Here is a 15,235-nt window from a genome sequence, read left to right as displayed (position 1 = left end):
ACAATGTTTTTCACGAGGAACTTCATGGCAAATTCCGTTTATATACTGAATGGTCCGAATCTTAACCTGCTAGGCCAGCGGCAGCCGGAGATCTACGGCCATCAAACTTTGGACGACGTTCGTCAGCTTTGTGAAGAGCAGGCCGGGGCAGCGGGAATGCAGCTTGTGTTCCGTCAGAGCAATGCGGAACATGACCTTGTGGACTGGATACAGGAAGCTCGGCAACAGGCGGGGGCGATCATCATCAACCCGGCGGCCTATTCCCATACGTCCGTGGCCATTCTGGATGCGCTTAATGCCTGCGACTGCCCGGTTGTGGAGGTGCATATCTCCAACATCCACAAACGTGAGGAGTTCCGGCACCATTCCTACGTGTCCCGGCGCGCCGACGCCGTGATCGCGGGCTGCGGCACCGAGGGCTATCTCCTGGCTTTGCAGTGGGTTGCAAAGCAGCTGGACAGCAAGGATTAGAGTATGGTGCAGACTTAGCGCACGATACTCTAAACAAGGCTGATGTTCAGTAGCCGTTTCCGCGGAAGAATTCGCGCACGACCGTCTTCCAGAGGATCTGCAGATCCAGGAGGAAGGACTGCCTTTGCAGATATAGAAGATCATAGTCCAGCCGCATGCGGGCGGAGAGCGCATTGACTGTCTCACCCCGGAAACCGTTGACCTGAGCCAGACCGGTGATGCCGGGCCGGACTTTGTGCCGCTTCATGTAACGTGTGTCGAACTGCTCATAGGGCAGACCGGCTGCCAGCATTCCAGGTACATGCGGACGAGGCCCGACCAGGGACATGTCGCCTGTCAGCACATTCACCAGTTGCGGCAATTCGTCGAGATTGCTCCTGCGCAGAAATGACCCGGCCAGCGTGACACGGGGGTCGTTTGTGACGGTCTGGGTGACGCCGGAGCGGTCGCACATATCGACCCGCATGGAGCGGAATTTCAAAATTGTAAAAGGCACACCGTCTTTGCCGTAGCGCTGCTGGCGGAAAAGCACGGGCCCCTTGCTTGTTGCCTTTATGGCAAGGGCAATAAGGGCAAAGAGGGGGGCCAGAAGGACCAGTCCAGCGCCTGCGCCGCAGACATCGAAACAACGCTTTAAGAACGCTTTGGCACGGCCCGGAGCCGAATAGGTGCTGGGGGGCACATTGTCCTGTCCAAACAGGGGCGGATGCAGGGGAACCGGGGCAGACGCATCACGTGGCAGATGGCGCCTTGTGTCGTCGTATCTTACGGATTCATTTGCCAAATTCAGCAAGCCTCAAGCCTGTGCGCACGGTCCAAACGGGTCTGGAAGCAACTTAGAGGAATGTGCTTTTGCGCGCTATGAAATCATTAATAAGTGGTTAATTGAAAGCGTAAAATCCTTTTTGAATTGGCGTCTTGTTAGCACTGCAGTTCAGATGCCGCAACGGTGCTGGAGCGGTTTGTCTGGTAAAATTTTGTAAGAATAGAAAAAAAACTGCCGGCGCCAGTGGCGCCGGCAGTTTTGAATGGCATCGCTCTTGGATGTCTTGGTTGTTTTCTTAGTAGCTGCGACCAACACTTGTGTAATCGAAGCCGCGGGTCTCCATGTAGTCCGGCTTATAGATATTTCTGAGATCCACCACTTTCGGGGTCTTGACCAGCTTTTTGACCCGCTCCAGATCAAGGGCGCGGAACTGGTCCCATTCTGTCACGATGACAACCACATCGGCATTTTCAATCGCGTGGTAGGGGCCGTCGCAGAATAGGACGTCAGTCATCATTTTCCCGGCCTCTTCCATGCTGGCTGGGTCATAGGCACGCACCGTTGCCCCGGCTGCCTGCAATTTTGCGACAATGTCAATGCTCGGCGCTTCGCGCATGTCATCCGTGTTCGGCTTGAAGGCGAGTCCAAGCAGCGCGATCGTCTTGCCGGCCACGTCTCCACCCATGAAGTCGATGACCTTGTCCGCCATCTTCTTCTTGCGCTCTGCATTCACCTCGATCACGGAATCCACGATCTTGAGGCTGGAATTGGCGTCGGCCGCGATCTTGGAAAGGGCCAGCGTGTCCTTCGGAAAGCAGGAGCCGCCATAGCCAGGACCCGCATGCAGGAATTTCGAGCCGATCCGGTTGTCCAAACCGATACCGCGGGAAACCTCCTGAACATTGGCTCCGACGCTTTCGCACAGATCCGCAATCTCGTTGATGAAGGTGATCTTGACCGCAAGAAACGCATTGGCGGCGTATTTGATGAGTTCCGATGTGCGACGGCGTGTCACGATGATCGGCGTCTCATTCAGATAGAGCGGGCGGTAAAGTTCGCGCATGACCTCGGCCGCCGCTTCATCATCCGTGCCAACCACAACCCGGTCCGGGCGTTTGAAATCGTTGATCGCAGCGCCTTCGCGCAGGAATTCCGGGTTGGACACAACCGCAAACTTGGCGTCTGGATTGGTCTTGCGGATGATCGCCTCCACCTCGTCACCGGTTCCGACCGGCACGGTCGATTTGGTCACAATCACCGTGAAGCCTTCGATCAGGCCTGCGATTTCTTCTGCGGCCGCGTAGACATAGGACAGGTCCGCATGGCCATCGCCCCGGCGGGTCGGGGTGCCGACCGCGATGAACACCGCATCGGCCTGGCGGATGGCCTCGCTCGGATCGGTCGTGAAATAGAGCCGCTCTTCGGATACGTTCTTGGCCACGAGATCCTGAAGACCGGGCTCATAGATCGGAATGCGCCCGTCGTTCAAAGCATCAATCTTGGAGGCGTCTTTATCAATACAGGTCACCACGTGACCGAAATCGGCAAAACATGTTCCGGAAACGAGACCGACATAGCCGGTCCCAATCATTGCAACGCGCATGGTAAAATTCCAGTTTCTGACGTTGACCCAAGGCCTGAAGCTCAAGCGCCCTGCGTGACAGCGGGCTGAGAGCTTAACAGCCCGTAGCACGACTTGAGAACCGATGGCTAGTCCCAAAGCCGTCGCAGTCAGGTGTGCTGCAGACCGGGCGGACCTGCGGCGCTAGACAGTCAGAAACCGCCGGACCTCGGTTTCCGACAGATCTGCGCCGGAGCCGGACAGAACGATTTCGCCCCGGTCCATGACGGCATAGTCATCGGCAAGGTCACGGGCAAACTCGAAATACTGCTCCACCAGCACAATCGCCATGGTGCCCTGGTCGCGCAGCCAGGTGATGGCCCGGCCGATATCCTTGATGATCGAAGGCTGAATGCCCTCTGTCGGCTCGTCCAGGACCAGCAGCCGGGGCCGGGTCACGAGCGCCCGGGCGATGGCAAGCTGCTGCTGCTGGCCCCCCGACAGGTCGCCGCCGCGTCGGCCAAGCATGTCTTTGAGCACCGGGAACAAGTCGAAAATCGTCTCGGGAATGAACCTGTCCTTGCGGCTGATCGGGGCATAGCCGGTTTCCAGATTTTCCTTCACCGAAAGTAGAGGGAAGATCTCCCGGCCCTGGGGAACCAGCGCAATGCCTTTGCGGGCCCGGGCATGGGCGGGCAGGTTGGAGATATCCTCACCCTCCCAAAGGATCCGGCCGCTGCTGATGCCATGCTGCCCGGCAACAGCGCGCAAGGTGGAGGTCTTGCCGACCCCGTTGCGGCCCATGAGACAGGTGACTTTGCCGGTTTCAGCGGTCAGCGAGATCCCTTTGAGCGCCTGGGCGGCGCCGTAGTGAAGATTGATGTTTTCGACTTCAAGCATTGTCTTGGACCTTCGGTCAAACGGGAAGCGGCCTGAAAGCCTCTCCTTGGTAAACAGGGACAGGACCTGCTCTAGCGGCCCAGATAGACTTCAACGACCCGCTCGTCGGCAGACACATGATCCAGCGAGCCTTCCGCCAGAACGGAACCTTCGTGCAACACGGTGACCTTCACGCCGAGCGAGCGCACAAAATCCATGTCGTGCTCCACGACAACAACCGAATGATCCTTGGCGATGTCCTTCAAAAGATCCGCCGTTTCCGCCGTTTCCGCATCAGTCATTCCGGCTGCCGGTTCGTCGACGAGAAGAAGCTTCGGATCTTGCGCCAGAAGCATTCCGATCTCCAGCCACTGTTTCTGCCCGTGGCTGAGATTGGCTGCCAGGTCATCCCGCTTTCCGGTCAGCCGGATCAGCTCCAGCAGGGCGTCGATCCTTTTTTTCTCAGCGCCGGTGATAACGTGAAACAAGGTGGCGAAAGGGCCGCGCGGGGCTTTCAGGGCCAGATCCAGATTGTCCCAGACCGTGTGGCTTTCAAACACGGTCGGCTTTTGAAACTTCCGGCCGATGCCGAGTTCGGCAATGGAGGCTTCATCTTCGCCGGTCAGATCGATGGTGCCGTTGAAAAAGACATCGCCTGTGTCCGGCCGGGTCTTGCCGGTGATCACATCCATCATCGTGGTCTTGCCGGCCCCGTTGGGGCCGATAATGGCGCGCATTTCACCCGGCGCCACGGTCAGGGACAATTCGTTGAGCGCCTTGAAACCGTCAAAGGACACCGAGACCCCGTCCAGGTAAAGCAGGCTGCTGGTGCGTGTCATGATCTACTCCGCTGGCTGAGGCTGCGGGCCACCGGCAGGCTTTGCCGGTGCGTCGGGGAGGGCGCCGGACACAGCCGGGTCCTTTGGCGTCAAAGGGGCAGTGTCCGCCTTGACCGGTGGCGCCGGAGGCGTGCTGCTGTCTTCTCCCGAGCCGGTCCTGGAAGAGCGGTTGCGCCTGGACGACCAGAGAGAGCCCAGGGTGCCGACAATGCCCTTGGGCAGGAACAGGGTGACGACCACAAAGAGACCGCCCAGAGCGAACAGCCAGATATCGGGCAGGGCGGCGGTGAACCATGTCTTGGCAAAATTCACCAGAACGGCCCCAAGCACGGCACCCACAAGGGTCCCCCGGCCGCCAACCGCAACCCAGATCACCACTTCGATCGAATTGGCGGGGGCAAATTCCCCCGGATTGATGATGCCGACCTGCGGCACATAAAGCGCGCCGGCGATCCCTGCCATCATGGCAGAGAGGGTCCAGACAAACAGCTTGTAGTGCTCCACCCGGTAGCCCAGGAACCGGGTTCTGCTTTCCGCATCGCGCACGGCAACCAGGACCTTGCCCAGCTTGGAGCGGGTGATGGCCCGGCAGATCACGAAACATGCCATCAAGGCCACCCCGGAGGCGGCGAACAGACCGGCCCGCGTCGTGTCGGCCTGAATACCGAAGCCTAAAATGTCCTTGAAATCGGTTAGGCCATTGTTACCGCCAAAGCCCATGTCATTGCGGAAAAAGGCCAGCAGCAACGCATAGGTCAGTGCCTGGGTGATGATGGACAGGTAGACACCGGTCACGCGGGAGCGGAAGGCAAACCAGCCGAATATGAACGCCAGCAGGCCAGGCACCAGCAGCACCATCAGCGCCGCAAACCAGAACATGTCGAATCCGTACCAGTACCAGGGCAGCTCCTGCCAGTTCAGGAACACCATGAAATCGGGCAGGACCGGATCCCCATAGACCCCACGGGTGCCGATCTGGCGCATCAGATACATGCCCATGGCATAGCCGCCGAGGGCGAAAAACGCCGCGTGGCCCAGCGAAAGAATACCGCAATAACCCCAGACCAGATCAACCGCGAGGGCGAGCAGGGCATAGGTCAGATATTTGCCCATCAAGGTGACTGCATAGGTGGGCACATGGAAGGGGGAGCCTTCCGGCACCAGCAGATTGCCGGCCGGCACCAGAATGATCACGGCGGCCATGATGGCCAGAAACAGACTGGCCCGGGCATCCATGGCACGGAAGAGAAAGGAGGACATCATGCTTCGACTGCCCGGCCCTTGAGGGCGAACAGGCCCCTTGGACGCTTCTGGATAAACAGGATGATGAAGACGAGCACAAAGATCTTGCCGAGAACCGCCCCGGCATAAGGCTCAAGGAACTTATTGACGACGCCGAGGGTGAGTGCGCCGACCAGAGTGCCCCACAGATTGCCGACACCGCCAAAAACGACCACCATGAAGCTGTCGATGATGTAGCCTTGGCCCAGATTGGGAGACACATTGTCGATCTGGGAAAGGGCAACCCCTGCAATTCCGGCAATACCGGAGCCGAGGCCGAAGGTGAGGGCGTCAATCCAGGGCGTGCGGATGCCCATGGAGGCAGCCATGCGCCGGTTCTGGGTCACGGCCCGTGTGTAAAGGCCGAAGGGGGTTCTCTTCAGAACCAGCATCAAACCGGCAAAAACCAGCAGGGCAAAGACAACAATCCACATCCGGTTATAGGTGATGGTCATCTGGCCAAGTTCGAAGGCTCCGGACATCCACTCCGGATTGCCAACTTCCCGGTTGGTGGGGCCAAACAGCGAGCGCACGGCCTGCTGCAGGATCAGCGAGATGCCCCACGTGGCCAGAAGTGTTTCCAGCGGGCGGCCGTAAAGCCAGCGGATCACGCCCCGTTCAATGGCAATGCCGATGCTGCCGGAGACCAGAAAGGCGAGCGGCAGGGCGATGAACAGGGAATAGTCGAACAGGTCATGGGCGGAGGTGCGGATCAGCTCCTGAACCACAAAGGTCACATATGCCCCGATCATCACCATTTCCCCGTGGGCCATGTTGATCACGCCCATGACGCCGAAGGTAATCGCAAGGCCAATGGCGGCCAACAGCAGCACGGAGCCGAGGGAAATGCCGTACCAGACATTTTGCGCCGCATCCCAGGCGGCGATGGATTTTTCAATGTCTGCCGCCGCCTTCTGGGCTGCGTCTTTGACCGGCCCCTCCGCAGACTGATGCACGGAAAGCAGCAGGGACAGGGCGTCGCGGTTGCCCATTTCGGCCAAAGTGCTGATCGCGTCAAGTTTCTGCGAGGCCTCCAGTTTGGAGGAGAGCACGGCTGCGGCCCGGGCCTGTTCCATGGCCTGGCGCACCTTCGGGTCGGTTTCGGCGGCGAGCGCCGTATCAAGGGCGTCGATGCTCTCGGGATTGCGGGACTTGAAGATGGCTTTTGCCGCCGACAGGCGCACGGCCGGGTCCGCGGCCATGAGCGTCAGCGAGCCAAGCGCGCTGCGGATCACCCGGCGCAGCTTGTTGTTGACCTTGATCTTCTTGACCTCGCGCCGGCCCGCATCGCCCGCCGCTTCCAGGGTCAGGGGATCTGTCAGCGTGAACCGCTTGCCGGCTTTCTTCGCAATGAAGACATCGCCGTCCGACTTGCGGACATAAAGGTCTCCGGCGCCGAGAGCTTCCAGGGCCGGGGCAACGGCCGGGTCTCCAGTGGCGGCCAGCGCGCCGATCTGCTGTTCGGTTTCGGCATATTTGCCCTTGGCCAGCTCGTTGATCAGGGGCCTAAGGGCCTCAGGAGCGCTCTGGGCATGGACGGCCCCGGTGCACAGGACAGCCAGCAGCAGTGAGGCTAAAAAGGATTTCAAGAAGGACATCGGTCCACCAGCGTTGGAATTCAGGTGCCCTCAGTCTTGGGAACGGGCCTTTGACGGCCCCCGGGCTGAGGCGGCTGGTTGTCTGATGGGGGCTTCCCGGACCGGGTTGAAAGGGGCCGGGAAGACCAAACCGGATCAGGACGGGCTCAGACAAGCCCGCCCCGTCAGTGGCGGTTCGGGCCTTAGGAGCCGGATCCGCCGCACTTGCCGGTGGCCGTGTTGAAGTTGCCGCAGGACAGTGGCGCCCGCCAATCGGAGATCAGGTCCTTGGAACCGTCCAGATAGTCGGACCAGGCATCGCCAACTACGAGGCCGGAGGTCTCCCATACGGTTTCGAACTGGCCATCATCCTGAATCTCGCCGATCAGGACCGGCTTGGTGATGTGATGGTTCGGCATCATGGCGGAGTAACCGCCGGTCAGATTGGGAACCGAGACGCCGACAATAGCGTCGATCACCGCATCCGCATCGGTGGTGCCTGCCTTTTCGACCGCTTTCACCCACATGTTGAAGCCAATGAAATGAGCTTCCATCGGGTCGTTGGTCACGCGCTCGTCACTGCCGATATAGGCGTGCCAGGCGTCGATGAACTCGGCATTGATGTCGGTGTCGGCGGACTGGAAGTAGTTCCAGGCAGCCAGATGGCCGACGAGAGGTCCGGTGTCGAGACCGGCCAGTTCCTCTTCCCCGACGGAGAAGGCGACAACCGGAATGTCTTCCGCCTTGATGCCCGCATTGGCCAGTTCCTTGTAGAAGGGAACGTTGGCGTCGCCGTTGATGGTGGAGACCACGGCGGTTTTCTTGCCTGCGGAACCGAATGTCTTGATGTCGGACACGATCGTCTGCCAGTCGGAATGACCGAACGGCGTGTAGTTGATCATGATGTCTTCTTCAGCCACACCCTTGGACTTCAGATAGGCCTCCAGGATCTTGTTGGTCGTACGCGGATAGACATAGTCGGTACCGGCCAGAACCCAGCGCTCAACACCTTCTTCATTCATCAGGTAGTCGACGGCCGGAATGGCCTGCTGGTTCGGAGCAGCGCCTGTGTAGAAGACGTTGCGCTGGGATTCTTCGCCCTCATACTGGACCGGGTAGAACAGCAGCGAGTTCAGCTCTTCAAAGACCGGCAGAACGGACTTGCGCGACACGGACGTCCAGCAGCCGAACACAGCATCCACATCGTTCACTTCGATCAGCTCACGGGCCTTTTCGGCAAACAGCGGCCAGTCGGAGGCCGGGTCGACCACAACGGCTTCCAGCTTTTTGCCCAGAAGGCCGCCTTTTTTGTTCTGCTCTTCAATGAGCATCAGCATGGCGTCTTTCAGCGTGGTTTCCGAAATGGCCATGGTGCCGGACAGCGAATGCAGAATGCCGACCTTGATGGTCTCTTCAGCGGAGGCGCCACCAATCATGGTGGAGGTCATCAGGCCTGCCAAAGCAAATTTCGTGAGAGTTTTTTTCATGCCTTTTCCCCTTTTCAATAGGCACCGGTTCCCGGCCGGTGCTGGGCGGCTGGAAGGTCTGCCGCCGTCGGGGAAGGATCGTGCGCCGGATCGGCCGCACTGCAACATACGTCAATTGACGTAATTGAGGTGCGTAAAACAGCGATTTCCTTAAAATGGCAATGTGATGGAATTAAATTTAAAGTTGAAAACAGTCATTGTGCCATGTAATTTCTTGTCTGGATCCCACTGAAAATATCGGCCGTCATATCCAGAGAGGCTCCTGCTCCGGCGGGACGTCGCGGTCCTGCGTGTCCGGACAGGGGCAGAGGAGAGAGAGATGACTATTGGAACATCGACCGGGCGCGTCAGTTTGTTGTGCCTGGGGTGGCTTATTCTGACTTTGGGTTCGATGTTAGAAGCGAAATCGCAATCGCTCTACGGGGACCCGCTGCCGTCAACCTTGATCAATGGCGATGCCTATCCCACCCCTGAAACAACGATTAACGGCTGGATCAATTTTGGCGGGCCGCCGGATATGAGCGCGATTGCCTCCCATGGCTGGGGGCTTTGGGCCGCCCTGACCACACCAACATCAACCCCCGTGCCGGGCTTTGAAGGCGGCCGGATCTACAACACCTGGCTGAGCCCGGAACAGGTCCGCGATCTTCCATCTGCAGCGCTGACAGCGTCGGTGGATGGGGCCAAGTCTTCACTGACCCTGACAGCACCTGCCCAATTCGCCCGCATTCCGCAACAGGCCATGGCGCTCATGGCTGAGGCCGGCAGTTCTCCGGTCCTGAACATTACTGAGAGCGTGGCCTATAGCCCGGCTGCTGCCCAGCATGCCCATTCCGCGCAGCTCTTGAAGACAAGCACGCTCTCCGGACTTCAAAAGCCCGGCCAGATCGCAAAAATCCCGGATTTTCCGTTTGATGCCATGGCGGTGAAACCGGTTTTTGCACCGATCACACAAGCCTCGCTGGAAAACGGCCTGTTCAAGATGGCTGCCTGGCCCGGAACGCCATCGCCGCCGGAAGCGTTTCCGTCCAACAAATGGGGGCAGTGTGTCTATGTGGACCCTTCCAACAATGGCAGCGGCAATGGTTCTGTGGATCCGACCTGCTCCAACCCGACGCCCGAAACCACATATAATCTCAGTGATTTCATTACCTTGACCGTCACCGATGCCAAGCAGATCGGCCTGGCGACCGGGTCCGGGGATCTGCAGCCGGGGGATTTCATGATCCTTGTTGGCATGCATGTCTCCACGCGGGAGATCACCCAGTGGACCTGGCAGTCCTTCTGGTGGACGCCAAATCCGGAGGCGCCCCACAGCCCAAGTGACGCGGTGATTGCGGCAGCGCGCCCTAGCGGCCTTGAAGCGCCTGCCAATCACTATGCCATGACAACGGCCTATATGATGGTTCTGCCAGCGCAGCCAGTGGAAGGGGGCGAAAATGTCGGCGAGCCACTGGCCGCCTATAATCCGCATCTCGAAGCGCCCTTTCCTCCAAGCGTCTTTTCCATCAAAAGGCCGATCAACGGAACGCAGATCACCGAATATGGTGTGCAGAGCAACTGCATGACCTGTCACGCCATGGCCAATTACGGCGGCAGCAGCACAAAGCTCGGCTATGGCGCCGATTTTTACATCGGGCGCGATGACCCGGCCTTTATCGATTCCGTGCAGACGGATTTTCTCTGGTCGATCCCGGACACAGCCAACTAGAAACGGCGCTGCCCGGCAGGTTTCAGGGTTTGACCCAGCGGTTTGCTTTTGCCCTGGCTGGCGGTTTTTGAAGACGCGCCAGCCAGGGGAGTTTACTGTTTCCCCCGCGCGGAGATCTGTCCGGCACGAATTGTGCTTTGGATAAAGTCTTGGCTGAAATCGGGCCTGTGATGACAAGACGCGCCAGAGTGCGTGATTAAGAATTGGGCATATGATGATTTGTTGGGCGGGGGCGCCCGTATGACCGCCCGTCAGCGCATTCTGCCGGTCCGGCGGCAATACAACAAATGGGTCAACAACCAGACCCTGGAAGACTATGCCCTGCGCTTTACCGCCAAGGGGGCGCGCCGGTTCTCCTCACGGGCCATTTCCCAGACCGCCATCGGCGCGATTTCCTTTCTGGCGCTGGAGGCCATAGGCGGGGCGATTACCCTGTCGCACGGCACGGCCAATGCTTTTGTGGCAATCCTGGTGGGCAGTCTGGTGCTGCTGGTCGTCGGTTTGCCCATCAGCCGCTATGCCATGCGTTATGGGGTGGATATCGACCTTCTGACGCGCGGGGCCGGGTTCGGCTATATCGGCTCCACGGTCACCTCGCTGATCTATGCCAGTTTCACCTTCATCCTCTTTGCCATTGAAGCCTCGATCATGTCGAGCGCGCTGGAATTCGCCTTCGGCCTGCCGCTCTGGCTCGGCTACATCATCAGCGCGGTGGCCGTTATTCCCCTTGTGACCCATGGGATCACCTGGATCAGCCGGTTTCAGCTGGCCACTCAGCCGTTCTGGATCATTCTCAACATTCTGCCCTTCGTGTTCATCGCCTTCACCGACTGGCAATCGGTCGGCACCTGGCTGGCCTTCTCCGGCATTGATCCGCAGACCCTTGCGCCCCGCGAAGATGCGGGCGGCTGGGAGAGTGTCAACCTGATCAGTTTCGGGGCGGCGACGGCGGTTATTCTCGCGCTGATGGCCCAGATCGGCGAGCAGGTCGACTTCCTGCGCTTTTTGCCCGCCGACGACTTCAAGCGCCGGCGGCACCGCCTTGCCCTGTTTCTGGCGGGGCCCGGCTGGGTGGTGCTGGGGGCGCCCAAGATGATCGCAGGCTCGTTTCTGGCGGTTCTGGTGTTGTCCCACGGGGTGCCTGTCGGCCATGCGGACGAGCCTTCGCGCATGTATGCGGTCGCCTTCGGCTACATGATCCCCAACGAGACCTTGGTGCTGCTGCTGATGGCTGCTTTTGTGGTGGTAGCCCAGCTCAAGATCAACGTGATGAACGCTTATGCGGGCTCGCTTGCCTGGTCGAATTTCTTCTCCCGCCTGACCCATTCCCATCCCGGCCGGGTGGTCTGGCTGGTCTTCAATGTGGGCATTGCGCTTCTCCTCATGGAACTGGGGATCTATCGGCTCCTTGAAGAGACGCTGGGAATTTTCTCCATCATAGCCATGGCCTGGCTGTCGGCGATTTCCGCCGATCTGTTCATCAACAAGCCGCTCGGCCTGTCGCCACCGGGGATCGAATTCAAACGGGCCCATCTTTACGACATCAACCCGGTTGGCACGGGCGCCATGCTGCTGGCCGCCGGGCTGGCACTTGCGGCCCATTTCGGCCAGTTCGGTGATCTTGCCGCCGCTTTGGCAACCTTTCTGGCCATGGCGGTGGCCTTTGTGGCGGCGCCGCTGATCGCACTGGCGACCAAGGGCCAGTTCTATCTGGCCCGCAAGCCCCGCGCCGGTTGGCAGACGCGGGAGCACATTGCCTGCTCGATTTGTGAAAACCCGTTTGAGCCGGAAGACATGGCCTATTGCCCGGCTTATCAGGCGCCGATCTGCTCGCTCTGCTGCTCGCTGGATGCGCGGTGTCATGATTCCTGCAAGCCCAAGGCCCGGGCGGCCCACCAGGTGGGCACTGTCGCTGCGCTGGTGCTGCCGGGCCGCGTTCTGGCCCAGCTTAGCACCCGTCTGGGACGCTATGCGCTGGCCTCGATCTTTTCCGTAACCGGCCTCGGGCTGGTGCTCTTCACGATCTATTCCCAGGCCGAAAGCCGGTTGGGGGACCCGACGGGTCTCATGGCCCAGACCGTGACCCTGATCTTCTTTGTCTTTGCGATTGTGGCCGGGATCGCCTGCTGGTTTTTGGTGCTGGCCCATGACACGCGGCGGGTCGCGGAAGAAGAATCCGCGCGTCAGAATGCGCTGTTGCAAAAGGAAATCGATGCGCACCGGGCCACAGATGCGGCTCTGCAAAAGGCCAAGGAGGACGCCGAAGCAGCCAATCTGGCCAAAAGCCGCTATGTGGTTGGCCTCAGTCACGAACTCAGGACACCGCTCAATGCTGTGCTCGGCTATGCCCAGGTGCTGGAGCGGGATGAAACGGTGCCGGAACAGCGGCGGCCTGCGGTCAGCACCATCCGCCGCAGCGCCGAGCACCTGTCAGGCCTGATTGATGGCCTTCTGGACATTTCCCGGATCGAGGCCGGGCGCCTGCAGATCTATTCCAACGAAATCAATATTCACGAGTTCCTGGATCAGATCGTCGATATGTTCAAGATGCAGGCGAGCGCCAAGGGGCTTGGGTTTGCCTTTGAAAGAGCGCCAAATCTGCCTGTCTTTGTCCGCACGGACGAAAAGCGCCTGCGCCAGATCCTGGTTAATCTCCTGTCAAATGCCATCAAGTTCACCGAAACGGGCGAGGTGCGTTTCAAGATCACCTACCGCTCCCAGGTCGCCAGCTTCACCGTTGCTGATACTGGACCGGGGATCACACTGGACGAACAGGCCAAGGTGTTCGAGCCGTTCGGGCGCAGCAAGGCGGCGGACAGTTCGAGAGTGCCGGGGCTCGGATTGGGTCTGACCATCACCAAATTGCTGACCGAAACCATGGGCGGGGCGATTGCGCTGGCCAGTGAGCCGGGCAAGGGGGCCTCCTTCGAGGTACGGCTGATGCTGGCCGCGGTCGACCGGCCGGTTGACCCCGTGCGGCTGGAGCGTCAGGTCCGGGGCTATCTGGGCGCGCGCAGATCGGTTGCCGTGGTCGATGACAATCCCGATCACAGGGCGCTGGTCCGCGATGTGCTCAAACCCCTCGGCTTCACCGTCTGGGAAGCGGAAAACGGGGCTGCCTGCCTTGCCAGCCTGTCGGACATTGCGCCCGATCTCTACCTGATTGACATCCTGATGCCCGGTATGAATGGCTGGGCGCTGGCGGCAACGTTGAGGTCAAAAGACGTCAGCGCACCGATTGTCATGCTGTCGGCCAATATTGGCGATGCGGCCCTGCGTCCGGAAGGTCCGGCCCATCACGATGCAACCCTGGCGAAGCCCTTTGATGTGGGGCGCCTGCTGGACCTTCTGCAAAAGCACATGGGGCTGACCTGGACCGAAACCCCGCTGGACGAGGGGGGCGGCCAACAGGCAACGGGCCGGTTGCATTCGCCTGGCGCAAAACATGTTGCCGATCTGATGTCCCTGGCAGACATTGGCTATGTGGAGGGGATTGAAGCCAAATTGCAGGAACTGGCGGGAACGCCGAAAAACAAGCCGCTTGTGGAGGCGCTGAACCGCCATCTCCACCGGTTTGACTTCGATGCCTACAGGGATGTCTTGAGCAAATTGGAAACCCATGACGGATGAACGCCGCGATACGGTTCTGGTGGTGGATGACAGCCCGCAAACGCTGGGCTTTGTCACCGAAGCCCTGAAAAAGACCGGGATTGCCGTTCTGGTGGCCACCAGCGGCGAGGCGGCGCTGAAAGTGTGTGACCGGGTCACGCCGGACACGATTTTAATGGATGCGGTCATGCCGGGGCTCGACGGGTTCGAGACCTGCCGGACACTCAAGCAAAACCCGATGTTGCAGCATGTGCCGGTGATTTTCATGACAGGGCTGTCGGAAACCGAACACATCATCAAGGCTCTGGAATCGGGTGGGGTCGATTTCCTGACCAAACCGATTGACGTTGACGAGCTGCAGGCCCGCATCAAGGTGCATTTGAAAAATGCCCGGTCTGTGCAAAGCGCCCATGTGGCCCTGGATGCGTCCGGCCGCCATCTTGTCGCTGTCAGCTCGAAGGGCACGGTGCTCTGGTCAACGCCGCAGATTCAGTCGCTGCTTGCGCGGGCTGGGGATGTGGACACGGTTTTAAGCCAGCTTGGCCGCGCCTTGGGGGACTGGCTTCAGGGCGCCGATGCGCAGGCGGGCAGCCGCCGCCCGTTCATGCTGCCCTTGCCGAATGACCTGTCCGTGCAGCTGCATCCTCTGGGTGGGGTCGGGCCGGATGAAAACCTTTTCCGCGTGACCGCCGAAGACGAGGCTGGCCAGATCGGGGCGTTGCAGGCGCGGTTTGACCTGACACAGCGTGAGGCCGAAGTGCTGATCTGGATCGCCAAGGGCAAGTCCAACAAGGATATCGGTGAGATCCTTGGCCTGTCGCCGCGCACGGTCAACAAGCATCTGGAACAAATCTTCGTCAAACTGGGCGTTGAAAACCGGGCCTCTGCTGCGGTGCGGGCGGCGGAAGTCATCTACGCTTTTTAAGACTGTGTCGTGGTCACGCCGCAGGCAAAGCGCTTTGCCTGCAGCACTGAAATCTCTGATGTCAGGCAGCGGGCGGCACATCCGGCGAAACGCCTTGGTCTCACGGGCGCTGCCGTATGCGGAAAGCGC

Annotated in this window: 11 protein-coding genes; 4 read left to right on the top strand and 7 right to left on the bottom strand. The window is 59.8% G+C overall.

Features of this window, described 5'->3' with window-relative positions; all coding sequences use genetic code 11:
• Positions 1–24: 24 nt before the first annotated feature.
• The gene (gene aroQ, locus ACXAH0_RS11095; RefSeq protein ID WP_475191201.1) at positions 25–471 is read left to right on the top strand and encodes a type II 3-dehydroquinate dehydratase; all 447 of its coding nucleotides are present in this window, start codon (positions 25–27) and stop codon (positions 469–471) included.
• Between the two features lie 46 nt (positions 472–517).
• On the opposite strand, the gene ACXAH0_RS11090 is transcribed toward aroQ, so the two are convergent.
• From ACXAH0_RS11090 to urtA, 7 genes are all read right to left on the bottom strand, one after another.
• Entirely contained in the window at positions 518–1,264 is a 747-nt protein-coding gene (locus ACXAH0_RS11090) for a sugar transferase (RefSeq protein WP_475191199.1), read from the bottom strand.
• A gap of 268 nt (positions 1,265–1,532) precedes the next feature.
• On the bottom strand, positions 1,533–2,840 hold the full coding sequence (locus ACXAH0_RS11085; RefSeq protein ID WP_475183535.1) for a UDP-glucose dehydrogenase family protein: 1,308 nt from the start codon (positions 2,838–2,840) through the stop codon (positions 1,533–1,535).
• A 162-nt stretch (positions 2,841–3,002) separates the two neighbouring features.
• On the bottom strand, positions 3,003–3,698 hold the full coding sequence (gene urtE / locus ACXAH0_RS11080; RefSeq protein WP_475183533.1) for an urea ABC transporter ATP-binding subunit UrtE: 696 nt from the start codon (positions 3,696–3,698) through the stop codon (positions 3,003–3,005).
• Positions 3,699–3,769: 71 nt separating this feature from the next.
• The gene (gene urtD, locus ACXAH0_RS11075) at positions 3,770–4,516 is read right to left on the bottom strand and encodes an urea ABC transporter ATP-binding protein UrtD (RefSeq protein ID WP_475191197.1); all 747 of its coding nucleotides are present in this window, start codon (positions 4,514–4,516) and stop codon (positions 3,770–3,772) included.
• Positions 4,517–4,519: 3 nt separating this feature from the next.
• Entirely contained in the window at positions 4,520–5,779 is a 1,260-nt protein-coding gene (gene urtC / locus ACXAH0_RS11070; protein ID WP_475191194.1) for an urea ABC transporter permease subunit UrtC, read from the bottom strand.
• Positions 5,776–7,395, bottom strand: a complete 1,620-nt coding sequence (gene urtB, locus ACXAH0_RS11065) for an urea ABC transporter permease subunit UrtB (protein ID WP_475191192.1) — start codon at positions 7,393–7,395, stop codon at positions 5,776–5,778. The genes urtC and urtB overlap by 4 nt, the downstream gene beginning before the upstream one ends.
• A 182-nt stretch (positions 7,396–7,577) precedes the next feature.
• On the bottom strand, positions 7,578–8,861 hold the full coding sequence (urtA, locus tag ACXAH0_RS11060) for an urea ABC transporter substrate-binding protein (RefSeq protein ID WP_475183525.1): 1,284 nt from the start codon (positions 8,859–8,861) through the stop codon (positions 7,578–7,580).
• 391 nt (positions 8,862–9,252) lie between these two features.
• On the opposite strand from urtA, the gene ACXAH0_RS11055 reads away from it, so the two are divergent.
• The 3 genes from ACXAH0_RS11055 (at position 9,253) to ACXAH0_RS11045 (ending at position 15,106) form a co-directional block, all read left to right on the top strand.
• On the top strand, positions 9,253–10,572 hold the full coding sequence (locus tag ACXAH0_RS11055; RefSeq protein ID WP_475191189.1) for a hypothetical protein: 1,320 nt from the start codon (positions 9,253–9,255) through the stop codon (positions 10,570–10,572).
• Between the two features lie 240 nt (positions 10,573–10,812).
• Positions 10,813–14,202, top strand: coding sequence for a hybrid sensor histidine kinase/response regulator (locus tag ACXAH0_RS11050; RefSeq protein ID WP_475191187.1), 3,390 nt, complete (start codon positions 10,813–10,815; stop codon positions 14,200–14,202).
• Positions 14,192–15,106, top strand: a complete 915-nt coding sequence (locus ACXAH0_RS11045; RefSeq protein ID WP_475183518.1) for a response regulator — start codon at positions 14,192–14,194, stop codon at positions 15,104–15,106. The genes ACXAH0_RS11050 and ACXAH0_RS11045 overlap by 11 nt, the downstream gene beginning before the upstream one ends.
• The last annotated feature ends 129 nt before the right edge of the window (positions 15,107–15,235 follow it).

The organism is Roseibium sp. AWQ4_290, assembly GCF_056160985.1.
This window is presented reverse-complemented; position numbering and strand designations above follow the sequence as displayed.